The 25,954-nt window shown below is 65.1% G+C and carries 28 protein-coding genes and 1 pseudogene; 15 read left to right on the top strand and 14 right to left on the bottom strand.

Going from position 1 to position 25,954, the window contains the following annotated elements:
- The first annotated feature begins 8 nt into the window (after positions 1–8).
- The 6 genes and pseudogenes from QQL24_RS34720 (at position 9) to QQL24_RS34695 (ending at position 7,068) form a co-directional block, all read left to right on the top strand.
- Positions 9–2,220: pseudogene (locus QQL24_RS34720) on the top strand (cytochrome c1).
- 253 nt (positions 2,221–2,473) lie between these two features.
- Positions 2,474–3,019 (top strand): adenine phosphoribosyltransferase, encoded by a 546-nt coding sequence (locus QQL24_RS34715; RefSeq protein WP_284316895.1) that lies wholly within the window; start codon positions 2,474–2,476, stop codon positions 3,017–3,019.
- 231 nt (positions 3,020–3,250) lie between these two features.
- On the top strand, positions 3,251–3,886 hold the full coding sequence (locus QQL24_RS34710) for a 50S ribosomal protein L25/general stress protein Ctc (protein WP_284316894.1): 636 nt from the start codon (positions 3,251–3,253) through the stop codon (positions 3,884–3,886).
- 93 nt (positions 3,887–3,979) lie between these two features.
- The gene (gene pth, locus QQL24_RS34705) at positions 3,980–4,582 is read left to right on the top strand and encodes an aminoacyl-tRNA hydrolase (protein WP_284316893.1); all 603 of its coding nucleotides are present in this window, start codon (positions 3,980–3,982) and stop codon (positions 4,580–4,582) included.
- A gap of 174 nt (positions 4,583–4,756) precedes the next feature.
- A complete protein-coding gene (gene ychF / locus QQL24_RS34700; protein WP_284316892.1) occupies positions 4,757–5,857 on the top strand; it encodes a redox-regulated ATPase YchF in 1,101 nt (366 codons plus the stop codon).
- Between the two features lie 170 nt (positions 5,858–6,027).
- Positions 6,028–7,068, top strand: coding sequence for a LacI family DNA-binding transcriptional regulator (locus QQL24_RS34695; RefSeq protein WP_284316891.1), 1,041 nt, complete (start codon positions 6,028–6,030; stop codon positions 7,066–7,068).
- A gap of 181 nt (positions 7,069–7,249) precedes the next feature.
- On the opposite strand, the gene phnN is transcribed toward QQL24_RS34695, so the two are convergent.
- The 8 genes from phnN to phnG form a co-directional block, all read right to left on the bottom strand.
- Entirely contained in the window at positions 7,250–7,858 is a 609-nt protein-coding gene (gene phnN, locus QQL24_RS34690) for a phosphonate metabolism protein/1,5-bisphosphokinase (PRPP-forming) PhnN (protein ID WP_284316890.1), read from the bottom strand.
- Positions 7,855–9,006 (bottom strand): alpha-D-ribose 1-methylphosphonate 5-triphosphate diphosphatase, encoded by a 1,152-nt coding sequence (locus tag QQL24_RS34685; protein WP_284316889.1) that lies wholly within the window; start codon positions 9,004–9,006, stop codon positions 7,855–7,857. Before QQL24_RS34685 ends, phnN begins: the two co-directional genes overlap by 4 nt.
- 27 nt (positions 9,007–9,033) lie before the next feature.
- Entirely contained in the window at positions 9,034–9,744 is a 711-nt protein-coding gene (phnL, locus tag QQL24_RS34680) for a phosphonate C-P lyase system protein PhnL (RefSeq protein WP_284316888.1), read from the bottom strand.
- Entirely contained in the window at positions 9,741–10,517 is a 777-nt protein-coding gene (gene phnK / locus QQL24_RS34675) for a phosphonate C-P lyase system protein PhnK (RefSeq protein WP_284316887.1), read from the bottom strand. Before phnK ends, phnL begins: the two co-directional genes overlap by 4 nt.
- Positions 10,514–11,431: an alpha-D-ribose 1-methylphosphonate 5-phosphate C-P-lyase PhnJ gene (locus QQL24_RS34670; protein WP_431310810.1), complete on the bottom strand. Its 918-nt coding sequence runs from the start codon at positions 11,429–11,431 to the stop codon at positions 10,514–10,516. Before QQL24_RS34670 ends, phnK begins: the two co-directional genes overlap by 4 nt.
- Before the next feature lie 176 nt (positions 11,432–11,607).
- Positions 11,608–12,705 carry a carbon-phosphorus lyase complex subunit gene (locus tag QQL24_RS34665; RefSeq protein ID WP_284316885.1) on the bottom strand — a complete coding sequence of 366 codons (1,098 nt, stop codon included), beginning with the start codon at positions 12,703–12,705 and terminating at the stop codon, positions 11,608–11,610.
- Positions 12,706–13,302, bottom strand: coding sequence for a phosphonate C-P lyase system protein PhnH (gene phnH / locus QQL24_RS34660; RefSeq protein WP_284316884.1), 597 nt, complete (start codon positions 13,300–13,302; stop codon positions 12,706–12,708).
- On the bottom strand, positions 13,302–13,781 hold the full coding sequence (phnG, locus tag QQL24_RS34655; RefSeq protein ID WP_284316934.1) for a phosphonate C-P lyase system protein PhnG: 480 nt from the start codon (positions 13,779–13,781) through the stop codon (positions 13,302–13,304). Before phnG ends, phnH begins: the two co-directional genes overlap by 1 nt.
- 78 nt (positions 13,782–13,859) lie before the next feature.
- On the opposite strand from phnG, the gene phnF reads away from it, so the two are divergent.
- Entirely contained in the window at positions 13,860–14,609 is a 750-nt protein-coding gene (gene phnF / locus QQL24_RS34650; RefSeq protein WP_284316883.1) for a phosphonate metabolism transcriptional regulator PhnF, read from the top strand.
- 95 nt (positions 14,610–14,704) lie between these two features.
- Here phnF and QQL24_RS34645 read toward each other — a convergent pair whose 3' ends face one another.
- Entirely contained in the window at positions 14,705–15,742 is a 1,038-nt protein-coding gene (locus QQL24_RS34645) for a lysine-2,3-aminomutase-like protein (RefSeq protein WP_284316882.1), read from the bottom strand.
- A 130-nt stretch (positions 15,743–15,872) separates the two neighbouring features.
- Here QQL24_RS34645 and QQL24_RS34640 point away from each other — a divergent pair, with 130 nt between their 5' ends.
- Positions 15,873–16,130 (top strand): hypothetical protein, encoded by a 258-nt coding sequence (locus QQL24_RS34640; RefSeq protein WP_284316881.1) that lies wholly within the window; start codon positions 15,873–15,875, stop codon positions 16,128–16,130.
- Between the two features lie 74 nt (positions 16,131–16,204).
- Here QQL24_RS34640 and QQL24_RS34635 read toward each other — a convergent pair whose 3' ends face one another.
- Entirely contained in the window at positions 16,205–16,534 is a 330-nt protein-coding gene (locus QQL24_RS34635) for an NIPSNAP family protein (protein WP_284316880.1), read from the bottom strand.
- An 81-nt stretch (positions 16,535–16,615) separates the two neighbouring features.
- On the opposite strand from QQL24_RS34635, the gene QQL24_RS34630 reads away from it, so the two are divergent.
- Positions 16,616–17,296, top strand: coding sequence for an ArsR/SmtB family transcription factor (locus QQL24_RS34630; RefSeq protein ID WP_284316879.1), 681 nt, complete (start codon positions 16,616–16,618; stop codon positions 17,294–17,296).
- Between the two features lie 251 nt (positions 17,297–17,547).
- Here QQL24_RS34630 and phnE (QQL24_RS34625) read toward each other — a convergent pair whose 3' ends face one another.
- The 4 genes from phnE (QQL24_RS34625) to phnC form a co-directional block, all read right to left on the bottom strand.
- Positions 17,548–18,402, bottom strand: coding sequence for a phosphonate ABC transporter, permease protein PhnE (gene phnE / locus QQL24_RS34625; protein WP_284316878.1), 855 nt, complete (start codon positions 18,400–18,402; stop codon positions 17,548–17,550).
- Positions 18,399–19,280: a phosphonate ABC transporter, permease protein PhnE gene (gene phnE, locus QQL24_RS34620; protein ID WP_284316877.1), complete on the bottom strand. Its 882-nt coding sequence runs from the start codon at positions 19,278–19,280 to the stop codon at positions 18,399–18,401. The genes phnE (QQL24_RS34625) and phnE (QQL24_RS34620) overlap by 4 nt, the downstream gene beginning before the upstream one ends.
- A gap of 111 nt (positions 19,281–19,391) precedes the next feature.
- Positions 19,392–20,324, bottom strand: coding sequence for a phosphonate ABC transporter substrate-binding protein (gene phnD / locus QQL24_RS34615; protein ID WP_284316876.1), 933 nt, complete (start codon positions 20,322–20,324; stop codon positions 19,392–19,394).
- Between the two features lie 74 nt (positions 20,325–20,398).
- A complete protein-coding gene (phnC, locus tag QQL24_RS34610; protein ID WP_284316875.1) occupies positions 20,399–21,205 on the bottom strand; it encodes a phosphonate ABC transporter ATP-binding protein in 807 nt (268 codons plus the stop codon).
- Between the two features lie 239 nt (positions 21,206–21,444).
- Here phnC and QQL24_RS34605 point away from each other — a divergent pair, with 239 nt between their 5' ends.
- From QQL24_RS34605 to QQL24_RS34580, 6 genes are read left to right on the top strand one after another with little or no spacing between them, the layout of a single operon-like run.
- Positions 21,445–22,089, top strand: a complete 645-nt coding sequence (locus tag QQL24_RS34605) for an LbetaH domain-containing protein (protein WP_284316874.1) — start codon at positions 21,445–21,447, stop codon at positions 22,087–22,089.
- A 4-nt stretch (positions 22,090–22,093) separates the two neighbouring features.
- Entirely contained in the window at positions 22,094–22,552 is a 459-nt protein-coding gene (locus tag QQL24_RS34600; protein WP_284316873.1) for a MaoC family dehydratase, read from the top strand.
- Positions 22,549–23,022, top strand: coding sequence for a MaoC family dehydratase (locus QQL24_RS34595; RefSeq protein ID WP_284316872.1), 474 nt, complete (start codon positions 22,549–22,551; stop codon positions 23,020–23,022). Before QQL24_RS34600 ends, QQL24_RS34595 begins: the two co-directional genes overlap by 4 nt.
- 36 nt (positions 23,023–23,058) lie before the next feature.
- Positions 23,059–24,321 (top strand): 3-oxo-tetronate kinase, encoded by a 1,263-nt coding sequence (gene otnK / locus QQL24_RS34590; RefSeq protein ID WP_284316871.1) that lies wholly within the window; start codon positions 23,059–23,061, stop codon positions 24,319–24,321.
- Entirely contained in the window at positions 24,318–24,953 is a 636-nt protein-coding gene (gene otnC, locus QQL24_RS34585; RefSeq protein WP_284316870.1) for a 3-oxo-tetronate 4-phosphate decarboxylase, read from the top strand. The genes otnK and otnC overlap by 4 nt, the downstream gene beginning before the upstream one ends.
- Positions 24,954–24,955: 2 nt before the next feature.
- Positions 24,956–25,729 (top strand): hydroxypyruvate isomerase family protein, encoded by a 774-nt coding sequence (locus QQL24_RS34580; protein ID WP_284316869.1) that lies wholly within the window; start codon positions 24,956–24,958, stop codon positions 25,727–25,729.
- Positions 25,730–25,954 lie beyond the last annotated feature (225 nt).

Genomic DNA, 25,954 nt, shown 5'->3' with positions numbered 1-25,954 from the left:
CACATTTCATGAGCGGATCCTCGACCTGGACCCCGAAAAGCGCCCTCGGACAGTGGTTCGAAAGCCGCCTGCCGCTTGGCGCACTGGTTCATTCCTCCTTCATCGCCTATCCTACGCCGCGCAACCTCAACTATATGTGGACCTTCGGCGCCATCCTGTCGTTCATGCTGGGTGCGCAGATCCTGACCGGCGTCGTGCTGGCCATGCATTACGTGCCGGACGCCAAGCTCGCCTTCACGTCGGTCGATCTTATCCGCCGTGACGTGAACTGGGGCTGGATGATCCAGAAGCTGCATGCCAACGGCGCCTCGATGTTCTTTATCGCGGTGTATCTGCATATCGCCCGCGGCATGTATTACGGCTCCTACAAGGGCCCGCGCGAGGTGCTCTGGCTGCTCGGCGTGGTGATCTTCCTCCTGATGATGGCCACCGGATTCATGGGCTATGTGCTGCCCTGGGGCCAGATGTCCGGCTGGGGCGCCACCGTGATCACCAACCTGTTCTCGGCCATTCCCGTGGTTGGCGATACTATCGTGACCTGGCTGTGGGGCGGCTATGCCGTCGGCAATCCGACGCTCAACCGCTTCTTCTCGCTGCATTACCTCCTGCCCTTCATGATCGCGGGCGTCGTGGTCCTGCATGTGTGGGCGCTGCATGTGGTGGGCCAGAACAACCCGGCCGGCGTCGACATCAAGACGGAGAAGGACTCGGTCGCCTTCACGCCCTATGCGACGCTGAAGGATGCCACCGGCACTGCCCTCTTCCTCATCCTCTACATGTATTTCGTGTTCTACATCCCCGATTATCTCGGCGATCCCGTGAACTATGTGCCGTTCAACCCGGCGCAGACCCCGGCCGAGATCGTGCCCGAATGGTACTTCCTGCCCTTCTACGCCATCCTGCGTTCGATCCCGGACAAGCTGCTCGGCGTCATCATGATGTTCGGCTCCATCGCCATGCTGGCATTGCTGCCCTGGCTCGACACCTCCAAGGTGCGCTCGGCGGTCTATCGCCCGGTGTTCAAGTGGGTGTTCTTTATCTTCGTGGCCGTTTGCCTCGGCCTTGGCTGGGTCGGCTCGCAGCCGCCGCAGGGCGTTCTGCTGACGGTTGGCCGCGTGTTGACCGCCCTCTATTTCTCTTACTTCATCATCGTTCTGCCTCTCCTGGGGCTGTTCGAGCAGACAAAGCCGGTACCCGCGTCCATCGCGGATGCGATCCTGGCGAAATCAAGCGGAGATCCCGCTCCGCAACTCAACGGCTGAGGGTGGAACTGCAATGATTCGGATGTTCAAACCCTCACCGCGTCTGGTCCGTTTCGGCCTCGCGCTGGCAGCCCTCACGATGGTCGCCGGCTATGCGGTTCCGGCGTCTGCGCAGGACGACAGCAATATCCCGGAAACGCCGCCGGTCATGTATCCGCCGAAGCAAAGCTGGAGCTTCGCGGGCCCTCTCGGCAAGTTCGACCCGGAACAGCTGCAGCGTGGCTTCAAGGTCTACAAGGAAGTCTGCTCCGCCTGCCACAGCCTGCATCGCGTGGCCTTCCGCAACCTTTCCGACCCAGGCGGTCCCGAGTTCACCGAAGGCCAGGTCAAGGCCCTCGCTGCGACCTATTCGATCGCCGATTTCGACGACAAGGGACAGCCTGTCGACCGTCCCGGCCGTCCGGCGGACTATTTCCCGCTGGTGTTCCCGAACGATGACGCCGCGCGTGCTGCCAACAACGGCGCCATTCCGCCGGATATGTCGCTGCTCGCCAAGGCGCGCGGCGCGAAATCAGGATTCCCCTGGTTCATCTTCGACGTATTCACGCAGTATCAGGAGCAGGGGCCGGACTATATCCATGCGCTGATCACCGATGGCTATCTCGACGAAGCCAAGGGCGAGAAGCCGCCGTTGATTGCAACGGATGATCCGAACAATCCGGGCAAGAAAATCGTGGCCCCCTTCAAGGTGCCGGAGGGCCTGCATTACAACAAGGTCTTCGAGGCCCACTCGATTGCCATGGCCAAGCCGATCCAGGACGGCCAGGTGGAATACACCGACGGCGCGCCGCAGACCATCGACCAGTACACCAAGGACGTCGCGGCGTTCCTGGCCTGGGCTGGGGATCCGACGCTGGTCGAGCGCAAGCAGAACGGCCTCAAGGTCTTGATCTTCCTGATCGTGCTCTCCGGACTGCTCTGGTACACCAAGAAGAAGGTCTGGGCTGACGCCCACTGATGGCCGATCGATATCGTGATGAACAAAGCGGCCGGAGTGAATGCTCCGGCCGCTTTCGTTCGGGGTTTTGCGGTTCGGCACAACCTGATCATTCCCAAGGTTTGCAACCGCGCCGGAATCGTGCATCGAAGAGACGTATCCCGGAGCAAAGCGCGATTGAGCGAAAACGCTCTATTCATTAGCTCTTAGTTTCGACGCGTCTTTGCGATTCTTGGCGATTCCGTCAGATCGCAAAACGCTTTAGGAAGGCGCCATGACCAGCCCGATCGCCCGCATCCTCAAGGATGCCATCCGCACCATTCCCGATTATCCCAGGCCAGGCATCGAGTTCCGGGACATCACCACTTTGCTTGGCGATGCCTGGGCCTTCCGGCGTGCGGTCGACGAACTGGTGCAGCCCTGGGCCGGCTCGAAGATCGACAAGGTGGCGGGCATCGAGGCACGCGGCTTCATCCTCGGCGGAGCCCTGGCCCACCAGCTTTCGGCCGGCTTTGTGCCCGTGCGCAAGAAGGGCAAGCTGCCGTCTGCGACGGTGCGCATCGCCTATTCGCTCGAATATGGCCTCGACGAGATGGAAGTGCACAAGGATGCGGTGAAGCCGGGCGAGAAGGTCATCCTGGTCGATGATCTCGTCGCCACCGGCGGTACGGCGGAAGCGGCCGTGAAGCTGCTGCGCGAGATCGGAGCGGATGTGATCGCGGCCGTCTTCGTGATCGACCTGCCGGCGCTGAAAGGCGCGGACAAGATCCGGGCGCTCGGCGTGCCCGTGCATACGCTGATGTCGTTCGACGGGCACTGACTGGGAGCGCGGACATCCTGTCCGCATCTTGGAAACGTCGCGTGTGCTGGAAAGGAAGCGGCGGACAAGATGTCCGCGCTCCCAGTTTCTCGTCGCCAGACCATTTGCATTTTGCGAGCGTTAGGGCTATGAGACCCCGTCCCGCGACCAGACACCCCTGGAGGCAATGCGGGACAGCCGAACCGGCCGCATGCGCGGCCTTTTTATTTGATCCTACCAAGGAATATCCAGATGTCCGTGAAGCAGATTTCCGCCACGGCGCGTACGCAAGTGGGCAAGGGGGCCGCGCGTGCCGTTCGTCGTGAAGGAAAAGTGCCGGCCGTGATCTACGGTGCCGGCAAGCCCCCCGTTTCCATCGCGCTCGACTCCAAGGCGACCAACCTTCTCGTCTATGCCGGCCACTTTCTCACCACCGTGTTCGAGATCGAGGTCGACGGCAAGAAGACCCGCGCCATTCCGCGCGACTACGCGCTCGACCCGGTGAAGGACACCGTCGAGCATGTCGACTTCCTGCGCATCGATGCCGGTTCGCGCCTGCGCGTTGAAATCCCGGTCCATGCCATCAACGTTGCCGCCTCCCCCGGCGTGAAGCTCGGTGGTTCGGTCAACGTCGTGACCCACGCGCTGACGGTTCTGGCGCCGGCCGACAAGATCCCCGATGCGATCGACGTCGATGTCTCCACGCTCGCGATCAACGATTCCGTGCATATCTCGCAGATCACGCTGCCGGAAGGCGTTTCCTATGTCGGCCAGGACGATGCGACCCTCGTCTCGATCCTGCCGCCGGCTGGCGAGGAAGCCGCTCCTGCTGCTGCGGAGCCCGCCGCTGCACCCGTCGCTGCCGCTGCGCCGGCTGCCAAGAAGTAATCCGGCCTGTCTGCCGTTTCTGGAGTGGCCGGGCTTGTCCCGGCCATTTCCATTTCAAACAACAGGTCTGCTATCCGCTGATTGAGTCCTGCCATGCGTCTGTTCGTCGGGCTCGGCAATCCGGGCGCCAAATATGCCGGCAACCGGCACAATATCGGTTTCCTCGCCATCGATGAGATCGCACGGCGCCATCGCTTCGCGCCCTGGCGTTCGCGCTTCCAGGGCCAGGTGAGCGAGGGCACCATCGGCAATGAGCGGGTGATGCTGCTCAAGCCCCAGACCTATATGAACGAGAGCGGCCAGTCGGTGGGAGAGGCCATGCGCTTCTACAAGATCGGCCTTCCCGACATCTCCGTCTTCCATGACGAGCTCGATCTGGCTCCCGCCAAGATGCGGGTGAAGGTTGGCGGCGGCAATGCCGGGCATAACGGCCTGCGCTCGATCACCGCCCATTGCGGCAATGATTATCGCCGCATTCGGCTCGGCATCGGCCATCCCGGCGACAAGGCGCTGGTGCTGCATTTCGTGCTGGCCGATTTCGCCAAGGCGGAGTGGCCCTGGGTCGAGGATCTCTGCACGGCTTGCGCCGATGCCGCACCGCTCCTCGCCGATGGCGAGGATGCGAGCTTCCAGAACAAGGTGCACCTGTTCATGGAGGGGCGCGGGCACGGCGCCGCGAAGCTGGCGGGGGCTTGATCGGGGGGCGGATCTTCAGATCCGGCCTTTTTCGGGTGACGCTGTCTTTTCAGGCGGGTCTGAAGACCCGCCCCGTCTTCCGGCATTGACGCCGCGCCCCTTCCTATCTACCCAGCGCATAACAATTTTACCGGAGGCGAGGACGCCCCGGCCCCTGATGAACGAGCGAGAGCCATGGGTTTCAAATGCGGTATCGTCGGCCTGCCCAATGTCGGCAAGTCGACCCTGTTCAACGCGCTGACGCAGACGGCGGCGGCGCAGGCGGCAAATTATCCCTTCTGCACCATAGAGCCGAATGTCGGCGATGTTGCCGTGCCCGATGAGCGGCTGGACAAGCTGGCGGCCATCGCCAAATCGGCCAACATCATTCCGACGCGCCTCACCTTCGTCGACATCGCCGGCCTGGTGCGCGGCGCCTCGAAGGGCGAGGGCCTCGGCAACCAGTTCCTCGGCAATATCCGCGAATGCGACGCCATCGCCCATGTCGTGCGCTGCTTCGAGGACGGCGACGTCACCCATGTCGAAGGCAAGATCGATCCGGTCGCCGATATCGAGACCATCGAAACCGAATTGATGATCGCCGATCTCGACAGCCTGGAGCGCCGCGTTACGGCGCTGGAGAAGAAGGCCAAGACCGGCGGCGACAAGGAAGCCAAGGAGACGCTCGAACTGGTCAATCGCGCCTTGGTGCTGCTGCGCGAGGGCAAGCCCGCGCGTCTGGTCGAGGTCCGGCCGGAAGAGCGCCGCGCTTTCGACATGCTGCAGCTGCTCACCGCCAAGCCCGTGCTCTATGTCTGCAATGTCGAGGAAGCCTCGGCCGACAAGGGCAATGCCTTCTCCGACAAGGTCAAGGCTCGCGCCGCGGAGGAGGGCGCCAAGGCCGTGGTCGTCTCCGCCAAGATCGAGAGCGAGATCGCCGTGCTGCCGCCCGAGGAGCAGAAGGATTATCTCGAGGCGATTGGGCTGGAGGAACCGGGCCTCAACCGTGTCATCCGCACGGGCTACGAGCTCCTCAGCCTGGTGACCTATTTCACCGTCGGCCCCAAGGAGGCGCGTGCCTGGACCATCACCCAGGGCATGCGGGCGCCGCAGGCGGCCGGTGTCATCCATTCGGATTTCGAGAAGGGCTTCATTCGTTCGGAGACCATCGCCTATGGCGACTACGTCACCCTGAACGGCGAGAGCGGCGCCAAGGAGGCCGGCAAGTTCCGGCTCGAAGGCAAGGATTATGTCGTCGCCGATGGCGATGTCCTGCATTTTCGCTTTGCGACGTGAGGCATCGTGCGATTACAATCAAAAGTTGTAAGATCCGGCTATATGTTCCCTGATGGTAGCATGTAGCGGGCTTTGCTTTTTTCGGCACCCTTGTTGTGCACGAACGAAAAAACCGATTTATTTGTGTTATGCTGGTCACACGGCCTTGTTCGTGACAGAGGCAGGAAACAATGGCCCCAGACGAGCCGCAGCGAAGATCAACTGGCGAACGGCCGACGATTCACGATGTCGCCAGGCTCGCCAACGTATCACCCGCCACCGTCTCCAAGGTGCTTCGCGGCCTTGGTGCCGTGAAGGCGGAGAGCGTTGCTCGCATTCATGCCGCGGTGCGCGAACTCGGCTTCCGCGTCGATCCGCTGGCCGCCAATCTGCGCCGTTCGCGCCGCTCCATCATTGGATTGGTGGTGCCGGACTTCCGCAACCCCTTCTTCGGTTCCATGGTCGCTTCCTTCGAGCGTCTGGCCGAGGGCAGCGGCTACCGCCTGGTGGCGGTGAGCAGCGCCGAGAAGGTGGAGCGCGAGGCCGCTCAGATCGAAGCCTTGCTCGACTGGCGCGTGGCCGGCCTGATCGTGGTGCCGACCGAAGCCCGCCTGGCGGCGGAGACCTCCATCCTCGACCAGAAGGTCGCTACCGTCCTGCTTGACCGCGTGCCGGATGAGAGCAGCTTCGACAAGGTCAATGTCGACAATATCGAGGCGAGCGCCGCCGTCATCCGTGAACTCGTGGCCATGGGTCACAAGCGTATCATGATCGCCACCGCCACGCTCGAACGCACCAATATGCGCGACCGCCTGGCAGGCGTGATGATGGCCGCGCAGGAAGCCGGCATTGCCGACAGGATCGAGGTGGTGCAGTGCGGGCCCGATGTCGGCACGGCGACCGAGGCGATGGTCGCTCGTTTCGACAAGGGCAAGCTGCCGAGCGCTGCCTTCGCCCTGCTGGGCCCGGCGACCATGGCGATCCTGCGCGAGGTGGAGCGCCGAGGCCTGGTGGTGCCTGCGGACCTCTCCGTGGTGGGCTTCGATGACGTCGAATGGATGCAGGTGACGCATCCCCCCATCGCCGCCGTGATCCAGCCCATCGACCAGATCGCGGAGGCGGCCTGGAAGCAGATGATCGCCCGTCTCGCCAACCCCGCCGATCCGCCGCGGTCCCTGGAAGTGCAGTGCCAGCTCGATTTTCGCGGTTCGGTGGCGACGCTTTCGAGCTAAGCGGGTTTGTTCTGCTGGCAAGGCAGTTCAGGGCCGAGTGCGGCCCCGAATGGTGTGCCGGTCTTCAGACCGGCATGGAACTTCGACGGTTGGGACAAGAAATTTCCCAAGGCCGACTCTTCCTGCCGGCGAGGCGTTTCCGTGCCGGTCTGAAGACCGGCCCACCGAGGCGCGGATCTGATTACTCCGCCGCCTGGCGCCCGCTGCTCGACAGCTCTGCCCGCAGATGCGCCAGCAGCCGGTCGACAGCGGCTTCGACCGGCCCGTCATTGGTGATGATGAGATCGGGATGAAGCGCGTCCTCGCGGTCGACCTTGCGGGCGAGGCGGGCGCGAATCACCTCGGCGCTTTCGCGCCCGCGTGCCGCCAGCCTTTGGGCGATGACCTCGGCTGGCGCGGTGACCAGCACGACATTCACCCGGAAGCGCTCGCGCGCCTCCGACAGGCTCGAACGCGAGAGGTTGCAGACGGCATGGATGCCGCGTTCGGTGGCGCTGCGCACCTCGCGGGGCAAAGCGTAGCTCAGCCCATGCGCGCGCCAGGAGAGCGAGAAGCCGCCCTCGGCCTCGATCCTGGCGAATTCGGCTTCGGACAGCGTGTCGTGATCCTCGGCCGAGGAGCTCTCGCGAGTGATGATCCGGCGGGGGAAGACGAGGCCGGGATGTTCGGCGAATTCGGCGCGCGCGGCATCGATCAGCGTGTCCTTGCCGGCGCCGCTCGGCCCGACAATGGCGATGAGCTTGCCGTGGCTAGGCACCGGCGCGAAGGGAACCTTCTCTTCGGTGCTCATGCCGCGATCCGGCCCTGGCGCCAGACGCGGCGGATGATCGGCGTGGTGCCCGCCTGGATCACGCGCACGATGTCGGCGCGGCGGCCCTTCTCCAACCGGCCGCGATCGTCGAGCCCCGTGGCCTTGGCCGGCGTGTCGCTGACCATGCGTATGGCGGCGGCAAGATCGATGCCATCGACGCGTTCCGGCAACTGGAAGGCGGCGAGCAGGAGCGAGGCCGGCACGTAGTCGGAAGAGAGGATGTCGAGCACGCCCTCCCTGGCAAGATCGGCTGCGGCGATGTTGCCGGAATGCGAGCCGCCGCGCACGACATTGGGCGCGCCCATCATCACTCTGATGCCGGCCTTATGCGAGGCGAGGGCGGCTTCCAGCGTGGTGGGGAACTCGGCGATGGCGACGCCGTCGGCCACCGCTTCCTCGACATGACCGGCAGTGGCATCGTCATGGCTGGCGATGACGATGCCGTGCTCGCGCGCCGACTTGACCAGGCTGGTGCGGCTGAAGGCGGCGTATTGCTGGTGTTTCGCCAGCTTGGTCTGGATGAACTCCTCGACATCGGCATCGCCTCGCACCCGGCGCGGCATGTAGAACTTTAGCCACTGGTCGAGATTCTGGAACTGGCGCTGACCGGGCGTGTGATCCATCAGCGAGATCATGTGGATCGGATAGGTCTCACGAAAATAGTCGAAGTCGGTGACGACATCATGGGTCGCGAGTTCGCAGCGCAGATGCGTGCGGTGCTCGACGCGCAGATGCCCGCCCTGCCGCGCTTCTTCGAGCGCGTCGGCAAGCTGCCGGCCCTCGCTTGCGATCGTGCTTTCCAGGGCGGCGGAGCCGAGGCGGATCGAGTCGAACACGGTGGTGATGCCGGCGCTGGCGATCTGGGCGTCATAGGCCATCACCGCGCTCAGCGTATGCCAGCGCACCGAAGGGCGGGGCGTATAATGAGCTTCCAGATGGTCGGTATGCAGCTCGATCAGGCCCGGCAGCAGATAGTCGCCGCCCATGTCCAGGCCCTTCTCGGGAGCATCGCCCTCGCCGAGATCGGCGATCTCGCCCTTGTCGACGGCGAGCCACCCCTTTTCGATCACCCCGTCGGCCAGGACGAGGCGGGCGTTGGTGAGGAGGAATTGATCAAGGTCCGGCATAGGTCAGGTCCAATTGGGTCGATACAGTCAGGCAGCAGCTTGGGCAGGCGAAAAACGGGTGACGTCGACGATTCGGTCCGCAACTTTCTCGCGAACATCTTCATCATGAAAAATGCCCACAATTGCGACACCGGCCGTTTTTTTCTCGGAAATGAGATCGACCACCACAGCCCGGTTGGCCGCATCGAGCGAGGCGGTGGGCTCGTCGAGGAGCAGGAGCGGGCGGTCGGGCGCGAGACCGCGGGCGATGTTGACGCGCTGCTGCTCGCCGCCGGAGAAGGTGGCTGGTGGTAGGCCCCACAGCCGCTCGGGCACGTTGAGCAGGCTGAGCAGGCGCTTGGCGCGAGCGATCGCCTGTGCCTCGTCGAGCCCTGTCTCGCGGGCGGCATCGACCACGATGGCAAGCGCCGGCACGCGGGGGATGACACGCAGGAATTGGCTGACATAGCCCATGGTGTGCTTGCGCAGGGCAAGGATGCGCCTGGGCTCGGCGGTGGCGACATCCACGACCGCGTCGCCATCCTGCAGCCGGATCGAGCCGACATCACAGCGATAATTGCCGTAGATCATCTTGAGGATCGAGGACTTGCCGGCGCCCGAGGGCCCGCCCAGCACCAGGCATTCGCCGGGTGCGACGGAAAAGCCGACATCCTGCATTACGCCGATGCTCAGGCCGCCCTGCAGATGCAGGGTAAAGCTTTTGGAGACGCCTTCGAGGGTGAGGATGGGAGTGGTCATGCCGCAAGCACCGAAGAAACCAGAAGCTGCGTATAGGCCTCGTGCGGGTCGTCGAGGACCTGATCGGTCAGGCCAGTCTCGATCACGCGGCCCTGCTTCATCACCATGATCCGGTGCGATAACAGCCGTGCGACAGACAGGTCATGCGTGACGATGATCACGGCGATGCCGAGATCCGCCACCAGACCGCGCAGGAGGTCGAGCAGGCGGGCCTGCACGGAGACGTCGAGGCCGGAGGTTGGCTCGTCCATGAAGACCAGGCGCGGCTTGGTCACCAGGTTGCGGGCGATCTGCAGGCGCTGACGCATGCCGCCGGAAAAACTGGTCGGCCGGTCGTCGATGCGGTTGGCCTCAATCTCGACGCGGCCAAGCCAGTCGAGCGCCGCCGCGCGAATATCGCCATAATGCCGGGCGCCGACAGCCATCAGCCGCTCGCCGACATTGGCGCCGGCCGAGACGCCCATGCGCAGGCCCTCGCGGGCATCCTGGCGCACGAAGCCCCAGTCGGTGCGCAGCAGGAAGCGCCGCTCGGCCTCGCTGAGCGAGAAGAGGTCGCGCGTCTCGCCGTCGCGCATCCGGTAATGCACCTGGCCCGAGGTCGGCTCGAGCTCGCTGGAGAGCAGGCTCAGCAGCGTGGACTTGCCGGAGCCGGACTCGCCGACGACGGCGAGAACCTCGCCCTCATAGAGGTCGAAGGAAACGTCGGCGCAGCCGAGACGCAGGCCGTAATGCTTGGCGAGGCCGCGGGCCTGGAGGAGGGGGGTGTCGCTCATGGCGCAGCCTCCCTGGGAGCGCGGACGTCCTCGTCCGCTCTTGGAAACGTTTCGCTCGACGACGAAGGAAGAGCGGACGGGGACGTCCGCGCTCCCAGCAGGGGTGCCTCGCCCAGCATGGCTCCCTTGTGGCCGTCCGCACGGCGCTTCTCGCAGTAATCCGTATCCGAGCAGACGAACATGCGCCCGCCGCGGTCATCGAGCACGACCTCGTCGAGATAGACGCCCTCGGCTGCGCAAAGGGCACAAGGCTGCTTGAATTTCTGCACCGTGAAGGGGTGGTCCTCGAAATCGAGGCTCCTCACCCTGGTGTGCGGCGGCACGGCATAGATGCGCTTCTCCCGGCCGGCCCCGAAGAGCTGCAGCGCCTCGCAATTGTCGATCTTCGGATTGTCGAATTTCGGCGTCGGCGAGGGGTCCATGACATAGCGCCCAGCAACCTCGACCGGATAGGCATAGGTGGTGGCGATATGGCCGTGGCGGGCGATGTCCTCATAAAGCTTCACATGCATGAGGCCGTAATCGGCGAGCGCATGCAGCTTGCGCGTCTCGGTCTCGCGCGGCTCCAGGAAGCGCAGGGGCTCGGGGATCGGCACCTGATAGACGAGGATCTGATCGGGCTTCAGCCTGGCTTCCGGCACGCGGTGACGCGTCTGGATGATGGTCGCCTCTTCTGTGGAAGTCGTGGTGGCGACGCCGGCAGTCTTGGCGAAGAAGCGGCGGATGGAGACGGCATTGGTGGTGTCGTCGGCGCCCTGGTCGATGACCTTGAGCACATCGTCCGGGCCGATCACCGCCGCCGTCACCTGCACGCCGCCGGTGCCCCAGCCATAGGGCATCGGCATCTCGCGCGAGGCGAAGGGCACCTGGTAGCCGGGAATGGCGATCGCCTTCAGGATCGCCCGGCGGATCATGCGCTTGGTCTGCTCGTCGAGATAGGCGAAGTTGTAGCCGGGCGAGGTGTCATCCCGGCCGGAGCGTAGCGCAGAGCCGGGACCGTATGCAGGATGAGCCTCATTCGTCGGACGGTCCCGTGTCTGCGGCGCATCGCTCCGCGCTGCACCGCGCACGGGATGGCTGTCTGTCCCGCTCATGCCACATCCTCCCCGACCTTCGCCCGCCGTTCGGCGTGCTCCGCCCGCAGGCGCCGCACCAGGTCGAGCTCGGCCTGGAAGTCGACGTAATGCGGCAGCTTCAGATGCTCGACAAAGCCGGTGGCCTGTACGTTGTCGCAATGGGACATCACGAATTCCTCGTCCTGTGCCGGCGACCTCGCTTCCTCGCCGAATTCGCGCGCCCGCAGCGAACGATCGACCAGCGCCATCGACATCGCCTTGCGCTCGGCCTGGCCGAAGACGAGGCCGTAGCCCCGGGTGAACTGCGGCGGCGCCTCCGCCGAGCCGGCGAACTGGTTGACCATCTGGCATTCCGTTACTGTGATCGCCCCCATTGGCACGGCAAAGCCGAGCTCCTCGGGCACGAACTCCACCTCGACCTCGCCGAGGCGGATCTCGCCGACGAAGGGATGGGTGCGGCCATAGCCGCGCTGGGTGGAATAGGCGAGCGAGAGCAGGAAGCCTTCGTCGCCCCGCGCCAGCGACTGCAGGCGCAGGTCGCGGTCGGCGGGAAATTCCAGCGGCTCGCGCGTCATGTCGCCTACCGGCTTGCCATCGTCGGGGGCGGCATTGCGCTCGATCAGGCCTTCGCCGCCGAGGAGATCGCTGACGCGCGGTGTCTTCTCGCCGGTGGCGGGCTTTTCTTCCGGCGCCTCGACCTCGCCGCCCGCTTCCAGCAGGAAATCGATCAGGCGGTGGGTGTAGTCGAAAGTAGGCCCGAGGATCTGGCCGCCGGGCAGGTCCTTGAAGGTGGCGGAAATGCGCCGGCGGATCGCCATGACGTCGGTGTCGAGCGGCACGCCATGACCGAAGCGCGGCAGCGTGGTGCGATAGGCGCGCACCAGGAAAATCGCCTCGACGAGATCGCCGCGCGCCTGCTTGATGGCGAGCGCCGCGAGGTCGCGGTCATAGAGCGAGCCTTCCGCCATCACGCGATCGACGCCGAGCGCAAGCTGCTCGCGGATCTGGTCCGGCGTGAGTTCGGGGATGCCGGTGTCACCGCGCCTGATATGGCCGAGCAGGCGATGGGCGTTGTCGATGGCCTCTTCGCCACCCTTCACCGCGACGTACATTCAAACCTCCCCAATCAGCTGGGACGAGCGCGGCAAGGCGGCGATGCGCCCCGGCGCCGTGAAGATGAGATCGACCCCGCGCGGGAAGAGTGCGGCATTGGCGCGGAGCTGCTCCCGGAAGCCTGATGGCAGCGGGGCGATGCTGAGGCCGATGCGCTCCTTGATGCCGGGGCCGGTGAAGGCGAATTCCTCGGCCGCTTCCAATCGGTTGACCGCAATCAGCAGCGTGGTCGAGCGATCGGGATATTCGTCGCTTCCCAGCGCAAACCGCTCGAAAGGCGGGCAGGCGGCAGCATCGCTGATAAGCGCAAATGCAGCCTCGGCCGGATCGTCGACGAAGCGGGCGCCGGTGTGGAAGGCGAGGTAGCGCCGCACCGCTGGCTCCGTCCGCAGCGCCGCATCCAGCCACAGCGGCGCTTCATGGTCGGCCAGGGCCAAGGCGAGGGCCGCCAATTCCGGCGTCAACAGGGCGGGCGGCACCAGCTCCGTGGCGAGAGGCTGCGGCGAAGCCGGGCGGGCGAGGGCGTTCATGCAGGCACGGAACACGGCCTGCGAGTCGAGAGCGGCGTCGGCGAAGCCGGGAGCGAGATCGGTCATCAATCCTCTCCCCGGACCATGGTGAAGAAATTGACCTTCGTGGCCGCCGTCTGCCGCGTCGTTGTCGCCGCTTCTGCTTCGAGGCGGGCGGCGACCGGTTGCAAAGCTCTGCTCACCGCCTCGCGCCGGCCCTCGTCCTGCCAGAGTGCATCGAGCAGAGCGGCAGCATTGGCCTTGGCGAGGTCGCGGCCGAGATGGTAGGCGAAGCCGATTTCGCCGCTTGCGAGGCGTATGGCGGCGCGCGAGGCGCTGGCTTCGCCGAGATTGAACGGCGCGCCGTCCCCACCGATCCGCCCCTGCAGCATCACGAGCCCCGTCTGGGCCGGGCGCAACGGGGCGTGGGTCGGCAATGGCGCGAGGCCGGCGAGGGCCTGGTCGAGCTCCGCGCGGGAGGCGTGGGCGCATAGCCGCATCGTGGCCTGACGGGCCTTCAGGCTGGTCTGGACCTGGCGGTGGATAGCGGGAGAGGTTTCATTCATGACGAAGCCGGATTCGAGCTTTGCGATGATGTTGTCTAGTGATATAGACAACTATATGACCAACTCTGCAACGATGCCATGACAAAACCGGCTCCGGCTCAGGAATTTTTTGCCAACCGCGGCGACGGTATCGCCGCCTGGCGCAAGATCGCCGATCATCTGGAAGCGGAGATCGCCGGTGGTCTACTGGCGCCAGGCGGCCAATTGCCGACCGAGGCGGTGTTGGCGACGCGCTTCACGGTCAACCGCCATACGGTGCGCCGGGCGTTGGCCGAACTCGCCGACAAGGGGCTGGTGCGCACGGCGCAGGGGCGGGGCACCTTCGTGGAGGCGGCGCGCCTCGCCTATCCCATCGGTACGCGCACCCGCTTCAGCCAGAACATGGCGCAGGAGGGCCGCGAACCCGGTGGTGTCGTTCTCGATGCGGCGGAGATCGAAGCCGATGCGCGCATTGCCGGCCTGCTGGCGATACCGCCCGGCAGTCTAGTCCTCAGGCTGCACACGGCGCGGCTTGCCGACGGCGTGCCGATCGCCATCGGCCACTCCCACTTTCCCTTGCCGCGCTTTGCCGGCTTCGAGGCCGCCTATCGCCGCTTCGGAGCCGTTACGCCGTCCTTTGCCGCCTACGGGGTCGATGACTACAAGCGCCGGGAAACCAGGGTCAGCGCCCGCTTCGCCTCGCCCGAGGAAGCCACCGGCCTGGACATCGCCCCAGGACGGCCGGTGATGGTGGTCGACAGCATCAATGTCGATCTCGACGGCGTGCCCATCCAGGCCACCAGGGGCGTCTTCGCCGCGGATCGCGCGGAGATCGTGCTGCAGAGCTGAGGGAAGCGAAATGGAGTGTCGATCACCGATCGACATTCTTGAAACGTTGCGTTTGACGGCAAGGAAAAGGGCGATCGGTGATCGCCCCTCCGCGCTCACCCCCGATAAGCGTGCGTACCACCCTGCGGATCGGTCACGACATACCCCTCTTGCGTCTTCTCCAGATAACCCGGCCCGATCGGCACCTTGCCGTGGCCGCCAGGGATGTCGAGCACATAGGTCGGCTGGCCCAGCCCGGTGAGGTTGCCGCGCAGTTCGCGCATCAGGGCCTGCCCCTCCGCGATGCTTGTGCGGAAATGGCCGGTGCCCTTGGCGAGGTCGCCGTGATGGAGGTAATAGGGCTTGATGCGCAGGGTGAGCAGGGCGCGGAAAAGCGCCGTCAGCGCCTCCGGCGTGTCGTTGACACCGCGCAGCAACACGCTCTGGCTCACCATGGCGATACCCGCCTTCACCAGCTTGGTGCAGGCCTCGCGGGCGGCTGGTGTCAGCTCGCGCACATGGTTGGTGTGCAGAGCGACGAAGACGGCCTTGTCGCTGCCAAGGCTCTCCACCAGTTCGGTGGTGACGCGTTCCGGCGCCACCACGGGCACGCGGGTGTGGAAGCGGATCACGCCGACATGCCCGACGGCCGAGAGCGCCTCGACGATCCCCCTGATACGCCGTGGCGAGAGGGCGAAGGGGTCTCCGCCCGTGACGATCACCTCGAAGATGGCGGGATTGCCGGCAATATAGGCGAGTGCCGTCTCGAGCTCGGCGTTGGTCAGGTTCTCGCCCTCCGGCCCCACCATCTCGCGCCGGAAGCAGAAGCGGCAATAGACCGGGCAGACATGCAGCGGCTTCAGCAGCACGCGATCGGGATAGCGGTGTACGATGCCGGGGACCGGCGAAAAGGCTTCGTCGCCGATGGGATCAGCAAGCTCCTCGGCGCTGAACACCAGCTCCCGCTGATCTGGCACGAATTGCGCGGCGAGCGGATCCTCCGTCGGTGGCCCGCCGATGAGATCCGCCATGGCCGGTGTGATCGCCACCGAGAAGCGGCGCGCCACCTCCTCGATGCCGATGCGCTCTGCCGGCGCGATGAGGCCCTTGGCTTCCAGATCGGAAGCGCTCCGAAGGCTGGAATGCTTGTTCATGGCTTATGTCCGACGTGAGGGCCTGCTCTTAAACGATCACCTGTTGAGACGAAAGTCCCAATGGAGAATCCGCCTCGACCGTACGGCGCAATCGGCGCATCATTCCCAAGGGGCTCCAGGGAGAATCATCATGACCCGTCTGCTTTCGATCGCACTCGTCTCGTCCTGCCTCGTTATCGGCGTGACTTCCGCTGCTCTGGCCGATGCCAGCTGCAAAGTGCAGGCAACCGACAAGAAGCTGGCGGGCGCGGCCATGACCAGCTTCACCAAGAAATGCGCCAAGGATGCGGCCAGCGCCTGCGAAGCGCAGGCGGCCACCAAGAAGCTCGCCGGCGCTGCCAAGACCAGCTTCGTGAAGAAGTGCACGTCGGACGCCGTAGGCGGTTGAGATTTGGGGGGCGGCTCTTCAGAGCCGCATGCCCTGTGTATCTGACGGGCGGGTCTGAAGACCCGCCCCCCCGATTACGCCTTCACCAATGGCGCGTGTGGCGCGGAGGTCTGGCGCAGGAAGATGCGCTCCTCTTGGCGGATGAAGCCCTCGCGCTTGGAGAAAGCGTAGTTGGCCTGTCCTTCCGGCGTGTTGCGCAAGCGCGCCCGGTAGGCCTCGTAGGCCGCGAGATTCTCGATGTTGTAGACGCCATAGGCCGTGGTGGCCGAGCCCTCATGCGGCGCGTAGTAGCCGATGAGATCGGCGCCGCAGCGCGGGATGATCTGGCCCCAGTTGTGGGCATATTCCTCGAAGGCATCCACCTTGAAGGGATCGATCTCGTAGCGGATGAAGCAGGTGATCATGCCGGGTTCCTCTCGATTGGCATTGCGATAGCGGAACCCTAGCCGATTGCCGCACGCGCATGGTTCGGCTAAGATCGTAGTATGAAGGATGGACCCGTTATCGCTTCGGTCGCCGCCCTGATGGGCGACCCGGCCCGCGCCAACATGCTGACGGCGCTGATGGATGGGCGCGCGCTCACGGTCAGCGAATTGTCGGAAGCCGCCGGTGTAACGCTGCAGACCGCCAGCGGGCACTTGGCCAAGCTCGACGCCGCCGGCCTGCTTACGGCGGAAAAGCAGGGGCGGCACCGCTATTTCCGCCTTTCCGGCCCCGATGTCGCGCAGGTGCTGGAGGGGCTGATGGGCCTTGCCCAGCGCACCGGCGCGGTGCGCGTGCGCACGGGCCCGCGCGATGCGGCCATGCGCACTGCCAGGATCTGCTACGACCATCTCGCCGGCGAACGCGGGGTCGCGCTGCTGGACGGCTTCATCTGCCAGGGGCTGGTGACCGACGAGGAAGCGCCCGCCGTGACATCGGAGGGAAAGCGCTTCTTCTCCGGCCTCGGCCTCGAGATCGACGCCATGGCCAGGGCGCGCCGCCCGCTCTGCCGCCGCTGCCTCGACTGGAGCGAGCGCCGCAGCCATCTCGGTGGCGCGCTTGGCGCAAGGCTGCTCGACTGGGTGATCGACCAGAAATGGGCGCGGCGCGAGAAGGGCCGCGTGATCACCTTCAGCCCCACAGGCGGGCGCGCCTTCGACGAGAGGTTCGGGTTGGCGGGGTGAGATTGGGGGGCGGGTCTTCAGACCCGCCTTTCTCGCCACCGCGGGGGATCAGGCGGGTCTGAAAAGCCTGACTCAAAAGTTGTGAAGAAGCGGAGAGAGACGCAGATTTTGTCATGCCCGGGCTTGTCCCGGGTATCCAGACTCCGCATTTCCGACGTTTGCGCTTCCCTGGATTGCCGGGACAAGCCCGGTAATGACAAAAAGTCGAGGTACCGTCGACTTTTCGGTCAGGCTCTGGAGACCCGCCCCCCTCAGCGCTTCTGAGGCTGGCCGATGATGGCCAGACGCAGCCGCGAGGAAATGCGGTCGATCACAGCCACAGTGACCAGGATCATGATGATCAGCACGCAGAGCGGCGGCAGGCCGAGCACGCGCAGCAATTCCTGGAGATATTGGCCGACGCCGCCTGCGCCGACAATGCCGAGCACGGTGGCCGAGCGGACATTGGATTCGAAGAAATAGAGCGTCTGGCTCGCCATCACCGGCAGCACCTGCGGGAGCAGCGCGAAGCGGATGCGGTGGAGCTGGCTGCCGCCGGCGGAGATCACGCCTTCGCTCGCCTTGGTGTCTGTGGCCTCGATGGCTTCGGAGAACAGTTTGCCCAAGCCGCCGAAATCGACGCAGATGATGGCGAGCACGCCAGCGAAGGGGCCAAGGCCGACCACGCTCACCCAGGCTAGCGCCCAGATCAGCACGTCGATCGCCCGGATCACGTCGAGGCCCCGGCGCGCGGTGAAATGCGCGAAGGGGTTGGGGACGACATTGATCGCTGCGAGGAAGGCGATGGGCGCCGCCAGCAGCGCCGCGATCAGCGTGCCGGCGAAGGCGATGGCGAGCGTCTCCCCCAGCGCCTGGACGAAGAACCAGAATTTGCCCTCGGAATTGGGCGGGAACATCAACACGGTGAAGTTGCCGAGGCGGCTGATGCCGCTGAAGAAGCGCTCGGGCGTGAATTCGAGCCGCACCATGGCCACGACAAGCAGGGCAAGCATGGCGGCGACAATGCTGGCCGTGAGCGCGCGTCCACGCCAGGAGGACTGGAAATAAGCGGGATGGCGCGCCGCGATGGCGGAAAGATCGCGCTGGCGCAGGGGGCTGTCGCTCATGGCTCCTTCTCCATGCCGGCCAGCCTATGGCGCAATTGTTCGCTGATCATGTCGATGAGGAAGACGGTGCCGATCATCAGGAGCAGGATCGCGCTGGGATCGCCCGTCCGATAGGTGCGGATCGCCGTCAGCAGTTCCTGGCTGATGCCGCCGGCGCCGACGAAGGCCATCACTGTGGCGCTGCGCACATTGATCTCGAAGCGCAGCAGCGTGTAGGAGGCAAAGCTCTGCAGCACTTGCGGCAGCACGGCAAAGCGCACCGTCTCGATCCAGGAGGCTCCGGTGGCGGTGGTGCCTTCCACCGGCTTCATGTCGATGTTTTCGACCACTTCCGCGAACAATTTGCCGAGGGCGCCGATGGTATGCACCGCGAGCGCAAGGCCGCCCGCCATCGGCCCCGATTTGAAGGCGACGAGAAAGATCATCGCAAAGACGAGGTCGGGCACCGAGCGGCAGAATTCGAACAGGCGCCGCACCGTCTCGCGCAGCACCCAGCTCGGCATCAGGTTCGCGGACGCGGTGAAGCAGAGCAGAAAGGCGCCGATCGCGCCGGCGACCGTGCCGAAATAGGCGATTAGCAGCGTATCGCCGAGCAGGGCCACCCATCGCTTGAAACCCCAGAACCAGGCGGCGATATCCGGGAAGAGGTGGTCGAGCCGAAGGACGGGCAGCATGCGGCCGACATAGCCGCCAAAATTGCCGATATGCGTCCACAGCACATAGGGCCTGACATCGGCGATGTGGAGCGAGAGCGCAAAGCAGGCGATGGCGACGATGAAGCCCAGCCAGATCCTGCGCCGCCTGAGCGCGGATGCGGCCTGGTAGGCGGCAAGTAGGGCGTGCGACTGGCCGTCAGGAAGGTTGTTGATTGCCGGCAAAGTGTTTTTCCCGGGAGCGCGGACGTCCTCGTCCACTCTTCCTTTGTCATGGAACATATCGTTTCCAAGAGCGGACGAGGACGTCCGCGCTCCCAGGAAGAGAAGCCCTGCTTACTGGCTCTTGTTCAGGCTGTCGTTGAACTTCACCATGTCGACGATCGGCTGGTAGTCCTTGGCGGAGATCGGGGCGAGCTCGATATCCTTGCCGTCGGAAAGCTTGTCGAAATCGGCCTTATCGTTCTTCGAATAGTCGGTCAGCGCCGTGGCGATCTTCTTCTTCAGATCGTCGGGGAGCGAAGAGAGCACGGCATAGGGTCCCTCCGGCAGGAAGGCCGTCTTGTAGATGACGCGGAAGTCGGCCTTGGTCATCGGGGTGCCGTCATCCTTCTTGAGGATGCCGCGGTTCAGCATGCGGGTGAGGTTGGAATCGTCTTCCGAGTTCCAGCTGTTGGCGGCGGCGTCGGCCGTGCCCTGGGCGAGCGCAAGGACGGCGTTGTCATGGCTGCCGGCATAGAAGTTGGAGCCGAAGAAGCTGTCGATGTCGATGCCATCCTTGTGCAGGCCGAAGCGCGGGGCATTGTTGCCGGAGGTCGAGTTGGGGTCGACGAGGGCGAGCTTCTTGCCCTTGAGGTCGGCAACCGTCTTGTAGGGGCTCTCGGCCTTCACATAGATCACGGAGTAGTAGCCGGTCAGGCCGTTGTTGTGACGCGAGACGGCGACCGGTTCGGTGGCGACGCCGGTGATCACGGCGCGGGCATAGGAGGCCGGGCCATAGAAGGCGATCTGGGCAAAGCCGGCGCGCTGGGCTTCGATCACCGCGGCATAGTCGTTGGCGATGTTGAGCTTGACGGGAACGCCGACCTGCTTGGCGATGTAGTCGGCCAGCGGCTGGTAGCGGTCGGCCGTGGTGGAGGCGTTTTCAGCCGGGATGACGGCGAGCGTCAGTTCCGGATACTGGGCCTTCCAGTCCTGGGCGTAGGACGCGGTGGCGGTGAAGCTGAGAGCCGCGGCGGCAAGGCCGAGCAACGTACGGCGCGAAAGCATGGTTCTCTCCTGTCGAGATCTGACGTCTTGTCGGTAACGCTTGTGGTTACTTCGGGTGGAGCGCGCTGCCCGTCTCAGGCGGCGGCGCCGGCTGGGCTGGTTTGGCCGGCCCAATTCGCTTCGGTTTCGCTATCCATCACCTCGCCGGCCTCCAGGCCGTAAAGCTCGCGGGCGGCTTCTGCGGTGAGGGCGGCGGGCACATCGTCGAACACGACCTGGCCCGCCGCCATGCCGACCAAGCGGTCGCAATAGGAGCGGGCGAGATCGAGCGAATGCAGGTTGCAGATCACGGTGATGCCGAAATGCTTGTTGATACGCAGCAGCGCATCCATCACCACCTTGGTGTTGCGCGGGTCGAGCGAAGCGATCGGCTCGTCGGCCAGGATGATCGAGGGCTCCTGCACCAAGGCGCGGGCGATGGCCACGCGCTGCTGCTGACCGCCTGACAGGCTGTCGGCGCGCTGGGCGGCGAGACTGGCGATGTCGAACTGCTCGAGCGCGGACAGGGCCAGCGCCTTGTCCTCCTTGCTCCACAGCTGCAGCACGGCGCTGGCGGTCGAAACCTTGTTGAGACGGCCCATCAGCACATTGGTGAGCACGTCGAGGCGGCCGATGAGGTGGAACTGCTGGAAGATCATGGCGCAGCGGGCGCGCCAGTCACGCAGGGCCTGGCCGCGCAGCGCGGTGACATCGACGCCATCGAAGACGATCTTGCCTTCGCTCGGATCGACAAGACGGTTCAGCATGCGCAGCAGGGTTGATTTGCCGGCTCCGGAACGGCCGATCACGCCGATGAAGGCCCCGGGCGCGATTTCCAGATTGACGTTGGAAACGGCGGCCTTGCCGCCAAAACGCCGGGAAACGCCTTCGATTGCCAGCATGGAAACGCCCCTTCGCATTTGCAGCATGCCAGTCGGTACCCCTGCCCGATTACAGCGGGATGGCGTTTGAATGACGCTTCCATGACCATGCCCATACGGGACGTGTCACAATCTTGGATTGCAATTATTTTTTGATTGCAGCTTGGGGGACATACGAGGCTGGGCTTCAGCATGTGTCATCGAAATGTCGCCGGGCGGTGGGAAGGGACCGGTCTTTCCAGCAAGTGGAGTTTGCGCCGGTGACCAAGCTCAGCCCCACGCCGCTCATCGATCCCAGCGCCACCGTAAAGGCAAGCCGCCTGGGTCGCTATACGGAGGTCGGCGCGCGCACCAGCCTCCTGGAGGTCGAGCTCGGCGACTATTCCTATGTCGTCAACGACGCCAACATCGCCTATGCGCAGATCGGCCGCTTCACCTCCATCGCGGCCCATACCCGCATCAATCCCGGCAACCATCCGATGCAGCGCGCCAGCCAGGCGCATTTCACCTATCGTGCCTCGGCCTATTTCGAAGGCGAGAGCGACGAGGAGGCGTTCTTCGCCTGGCGCCGCAGCCATGGCGTGACCATCGGCCACGATGTCTGGATCGGCCATGGCGCCGTCATCCTGCCGGGACGGCGCATCGCCACCGGCGCCGTGGTCGGGGCGGGCGCCGTCGTCACCAAGGACGTGGAGGCCTATATGATCGTCGGCGGCAATCCAGCGAAGCCGATCCGGCAGCGCTTCGGGAGGGGCGCCGCGGCGCGCCTGGAGGCTCTGGCCTGGTGGAACTGGCCGCATGAAACTTTGCGCGCCGCCCTGCCGGATTTCCGAGCCCTGCCGGTCGAAGGCTTTCTCGACAAATATGAAGCTCTTGCCGTGAGCGGTGCAATCGGTTCAATCTGAGGCCATGACCGATGCATTGCTCCATTTTGAAGATTTTCCAGTCGGTGAAGTCGTCACCTATGGTTCCTACAAGCTGACGCGCGAGGCCATCCTGGCCTTTGCCCGCGAATACGACCCCCAGCCCTTTCATCTCGATGAGGAAGCGGCGAAGGACACCCTGCTCAGTGGGCTTGCCGCCTCGGGCTGGCATGCCTGCGCCATCCTGATGCGCCTCAACTGCGATGGTTTCCTGTCGAACTCCACCTCGATGGGCGCGCCAGGGATCGACGAGGTGAAATGGCTTGCCCCGCTGCGGCCCGATGTCACGCTGAGCGTCCGGCGTACCGCGCTGGAAGCTCGGACCTCGAAGAGCCGGCCGGAACTCGGCTTCGTCAAGTTCCTGTTCGAGCTGATCGCGGACGAGAAGGCCGTGGTAGCCACGCAGGTCTGCTCCATCATGTTCGGCCGGAGACAGGCGCCATGAAATATTTCGAGGATCTTGCCATCGGCGATATCGATGAGATCGGCGCCTTCACTTTCTCGGCAGAGAACATCAAGCGTTTCGCCCGCGACTACGACCCGCAGCGCTTTCATGTCGATGAGGCCGCCGCCGAGGCGAGCCTCTATGGCGGTCTGATCGCCTCGGGCTGGCAGGTCGCGGCGATCTGGATGAAGCTCATGGTGGCGCATCAGGAGACCGAAGTGGCGCGGGCGCGGATGCTCGGCAAGCCGGTGGTCAAGCTCGGCCCCTCGCCAGGCTTCCGCAACATGGTTTGGGCCAAGCCCGTGCGTCCGGGCGACACGCTGCGCTACAGCGTCGAGATCACGGCAAAGAAGGAAAGCGCCTCGCGGCCGGAATGGGGCATCGTCTCCATGCAGAGTTCGGCGCTGAACCAGCATGGCGAACAGGCCTTCAAGTTCGACGGCATGGTGTTCTGGGAAAGACGCGGATAATCGGCAGGACCGCTCACGGTTCGTCAGGGAGACACAATGCTTTTGGGAGCGGTAGCCGACGATTTCACCGGCGCCAGCGACCTTGCGAACACGCTCGCGAGGGGCGGCATGCAGACGATCCAGTTCGTCGGCACGCCCTCCGGTACGGCGCCGGGCGATTGCGAGGCGGGCGTGGTCGCCCTGAAGACGCGGTCGATCGCGGTTGCGGATGCCGTGCGCCAATCGCTGGAGGCCGCGAGCTGGCTGCTCGACCAGGGCTGCCGCCAGCTCGTCTTCAAATATTGCTCCACCTTCGATTCCACCCGCGAGGGCAATATCGGTCCGGTGGCGGAGGCGCTGCTTGATCTCACCGGCGCCGAGGTGGCGGTGGTCTGCCCGGCCTTTCCGAGGACGGGCCGGCGGCTGTTCATGGGCCATCTCTTCGTCGGCGACCGGCTGCTGAACGAATCGGGCATGGAGAAGCATCCGCTCACGCCGATGACCGATGCTGATATCCGGCGCTGGCTGGGTTACCAGGTGAAGGGCAAGGTCGGCCATGTGCCGCTCGGGCTGGTGCATGAGGGCGGCGCTGCGCTCGCCCAGGCCTTCGCGGCAGAAGCGGCCGCGGGGCGGCGTCTGGTCGTGGCCGATGCCGTCGAGGATGGCGATCTCATGATCCTCGGCAAGGCCATCGCCGGCCACCGGCTGGTCACCGGCGGTTCCGGCATCGCCCTGGGCCTGCCGGCCAATTTCCGGGCCGAAAGCCTGCTGGCCGACCGCGCCGCGGAACTGCCGGTCGCCCAGGGGGCCGGCGTGGTGCTGTGCGGTTCCTGCTCCATCGCGTCGCAGCAGCAGGTCGCGGCTTATCTCGACGGTGGGGAAGGCTTGCGGATCGGTCCGGCGGACCTCCTCTCCGGCCACATGACAGCGCAGGTAGCGGCGGGCTGGGTGCGCGAGCGCCAGCAGGCGGGTGTGGCGCCGATCGTCTATTCCACCGCCGATCCCGCCTCCGTTGCCGGCGCCCAGCAGGCGCATGGCAAGGCCGAGACTGCCGGCGCCATCGAGCATTTCTTCGGTGATGTCGCGCGTCTCCTGGCCGATGCCGGCACGCATCGCATCGTGGTCGGCGGCGGCGAGACCTCGGGCGCCGTGGTGGAGGCGCTTGCGGTGAGCGATCTGCGCATCGGCGCCGAGATCGATCCCGGCGTGCCGGCGCTGGTCACTGACAGGGGCGGGCCGCTCGGCCTTGCCCTCAAGAGCGGCAATTTCGGCAGTCGCGACTTTTTCGCCAAGGCGCTGCGACAGGTGGGGACGGCATGAGCGAGCGGGCACTTCGGGACGCCATCGTGCGCTGGGGCAAGTCGCTGTTCGAGCGGGGTCTCACGGCCGGTTCCTCCGGCAATCTTTCGGCGCGGACCGAGCAGGGCTTCATCGCCACGCCTACCAATTCCTGCCTCGGCTTTCTCGATGCGGACCGTCTGTCGATCCTCGATGAGGAAGGCAAGCATGTTGGCGGCGATCCGCCCACCAAGGAGCTGCCGCTGCATTTCGCCTTCTATCGCAACCGGCCCAATGCGAGGGCCGTGGTGCATCTGCATTCGACCTATGCCACGGCGCTGTCCTGCCTCGCCGATGTCGATCCCGCCGATGCCGTGCCGCCGATCACGCCCTATGTGGTGATGCGTGTCGGCAAGGTGCCGGTGGTGGCCTACACGCGCCCCGGCTCTGCCGAGGTCGCACCGCTGATCGATGCGGTGGCGCCCGACCACGCCGCCGTGCTCCTGCAGAACCACGGGCCTGTCGTCTCCGCCCCATCGCTGGAAAGCGCCGTCTTCGCCATGGAGGAACTGGAGGAGACGGCCAAGCTCGTCCTGCTCACACGTGGCATGAAGGTGCGCCTGCTCGACGCCGGCCAGATCGCCGATCTCGAACGCAATTCCAAATTGAGATGATCATGCCGAAATTTTCAGCCAATCTCGGGTTCCTCTGGCCCGACCGGCCCCTGCTCGCTCGGATCGACGCCGCCGCAGCGGCCGGCTTCAAGGCCATCGAACTCCACTGGCCCTATGACGTTCCGCCCGCTGACCTCCGCGCTGCTTATAAGCGGCACGGCCTCGAAATCCTCGGCATCAATACGCCCATCGACGCCGCCAAGGGCGAGTTCGGCCTCGCCGCCGTGCCCGGCCGCCAGCAGGATTTCCGCGAGGGTTTCAGCCGCGCCGCCACCTACGCCCATGCCATTGGCGCCCGCTCGATCCATGTCATGGCAGGCGACGTGCCGCCGGAACGGAGGGCCGAGGGAACGGAACAATTCCTCGACAATCTGGCCTGGGCGGCCGAGCAGGCGCCGGACCTCACCCTGCTGCTCGAACCGCTCAACAAGCACGACCGGCCGGGCTATTTCTATTCGACCAGCGGCGAGGGCGCGGCCATCACCGCTGCGGCCGGCGTGCCCAATCTGAAGCTGATGTTCGACGCCTATCATGTCGGTCGGACCGAGGGGCATGTGGTCGAGCGCCTGGAACAGCATTGGGGCGTGATCGGCCATGTCCAGATCGCCGCCGTCCCCAGCCGTACCGAGCCCGACGACAGCGAGGTCGACTACCGCGCCTTTTTCACTGCGCTGGACCGGCTTGGGTATAGCGGCTGGGTCGGCTGCGAATACAAGCCGCGCGGCGATACGGATGAGGGGCTGAAGTGGACTTCGGCGCTTGGGGTGCGGCTGTGAGTGGAGGCTGTCTTCGGCCGCACAGGCTTGTGCTGCCCCTCACCTCTATCCTCTCCCCGTAAAGAACGGGGCGAGGGGACTTTGAAGGCAGGGCTCTGCTTGAAACGCCTCATCTCGCTCAACCGGTTGGGCGAGATGAGCGGTCGGAGAACAAGTCGCAACGATTGCGCCCCCTCGCCCCGTTCTTACGGGGAGAGGATAGAGGTGAGCGACTATCTGAGCTGT

Origin of the sequence: Labrys miyagiensis (assembly GCF_030160835.1) — a bacterium.
GTDB classification, from domain to species: Bacteria; Pseudomonadota; Alphaproteobacteria; order Rhizobiales; family Labraceae; genus Labrys; species Labrys miyagiensis.
This window is presented reverse-complemented; position numbering and strand designations above follow the sequence as displayed.

Bases quoted from the DNA above. Each gene is read 5' to 3' on its own strand.
- QQL24_RS34715 (WP_284316895.1), top strand. From the start codon at position 2,474: ATGACCAGCCCGATCGCCCGCATCCTCAAGGATGCCATCCGCACCATT.
- QQL24_RS34710 (WP_284316894.1), top strand. From the start codon at position 3,251: ATGTCCGTGAAGCAGATTTCCGCCACGGCGCGTACGCAAGTGGGCAAG.
- pth (WP_284316893.1), top strand. From the start codon at position 3,980: ATGCGTCTGTTCGTCGGGCTCGGCAATCCGGGCGCCAAATATGCCGGC.
- ychF (WP_284316892.1), top strand. From the start codon at position 4,757: ATGGGTTTCAAATGCGGTATCGTCGGCCTGCCCAATGTCGGCAAGTCG.
- QQL24_RS34695 (WP_284316891.1), top strand. From the start codon at position 6,028: ATGGCCCCAGACGAGCCGCAGCGAAGATCAACTGGCGAACGGCCGACG.
- phnN (WP_284316890.1), bottom strand. From the start codon at position 7,858: ATGAGCACCGAAGAGAAGGTTCCCTTCGCGCCGGTGCCTAGCCACGGC.
- QQL24_RS34685 (WP_284316889.1), bottom strand. From the start codon at position 9,006: ATGCCGGACCTTGATCAATTCCTCCTCACCAACGCCCGCCTCGTCCTG.
- phnL (WP_284316888.1), bottom strand. From the start codon at position 9,744: ATGACCACTCCCATCCTCACCCTCGAAGGCGTCTCCAAAAGCTTTACC.
- phnK (WP_284316887.1), bottom strand. From the start codon at position 10,517: ATGAGCGACACCCCCCTCCTCCAGGCCCGCGGCCTCGCCAAGCATTAC.
- QQL24_RS34670 (WP_431310810.1), bottom strand. From the start codon at position 11,431: ATGATCCGCCGGGCGATCCTGAAGGCGATCGCCATTCCCGGCTACCAG.
- QQL24_RS34665 (WP_284316885.1), bottom strand. From the start codon at position 12,705: ATGTACGTCGCGGTGAAGGGTGGCGAAGAGGCCATCGACAACGCCCAT.
- phnH (WP_284316884.1), bottom strand. From the start codon at position 13,302: ATGACCGATCTCGCTCCCGGCTTCGCCGACGCCGCTCTCGACTCGCAG.
- phnG (WP_284316934.1), bottom strand. From the start codon at position 13,781: ATGAATGAAACCTCTCCCGCTATCCACCGCCAGGTCCAGACCAGCCTG.
- phnF (WP_284316883.1), top strand. From the start codon at position 13,860: ATGACAAAACCGGCTCCGGCTCAGGAATTTTTTGCCAACCGCGGCGAC.
- QQL24_RS34645 (WP_284316882.1), bottom strand. From the start codon at position 15,742: ATGAACAAGCATTCCAGCCTTCGGAGCGCTTCCGATCTGGAAGCCAAG.
- QQL24_RS34640 (WP_284316881.1), top strand. From the start codon at position 15,873: ATGACCCGTCTGCTTTCGATCGCACTCGTCTCGTCCTGCCTCGTTATC.
- QQL24_RS34635 (WP_284316880.1), bottom strand. From the start codon at position 16,534: ATGATCACCTGCTTCATCCGCTACGAGATCGATCCCTTCAAGGTGGAT.
- QQL24_RS34630 (WP_284316879.1), top strand. From the start codon at position 16,616: ATGAAGGATGGACCCGTTATCGCTTCGGTCGCCGCCCTGATGGGCGAC.
- phnE (WP_284316878.1), bottom strand. From the start codon at position 18,402: ATGAGCGACAGCCCCCTGCGCCAGCGCGATCTTTCCGCCATCGCGGCG.
- phnD (WP_284316876.1), bottom strand. From the start codon at position 20,324: ATGCTTTCGCGCCGTACGTTGCTCGGCCTTGCCGCCGCGGCTCTCAGC.
- phnC (WP_284316875.1), bottom strand. From the start codon at position 21,205: ATGCTGGCAATCGAAGGCGTTTCCCGGCGTTTTGGCGGCAAGGCCGCC.
- QQL24_RS34600 (WP_284316873.1), top strand. From the start codon at position 22,094: ATGACCGATGCATTGCTCCATTTTGAAGATTTTCCAGTCGGTGAAGTC.
- QQL24_RS34595 (WP_284316872.1), top strand. From the start codon at position 22,549: ATGAAATATTTCGAGGATCTTGCCATCGGCGATATCGATGAGATCGGC.
- otnK (WP_284316871.1), top strand. From the start codon at position 23,059: ATGCTTTTGGGAGCGGTAGCCGACGATTTCACCGGCGCCAGCGACCTT.
- otnC (WP_284316870.1), top strand. From the start codon at position 24,318: ATGAGCGAGCGGGCACTTCGGGACGCCATCGTGCGCTGGGGCAAGTCG.
- QQL24_RS34580 (WP_284316869.1), top strand. From the start codon at position 24,956: ATGCCGAAATTTTCAGCCAATCTCGGGTTCCTCTGGCCCGACCGGCCC.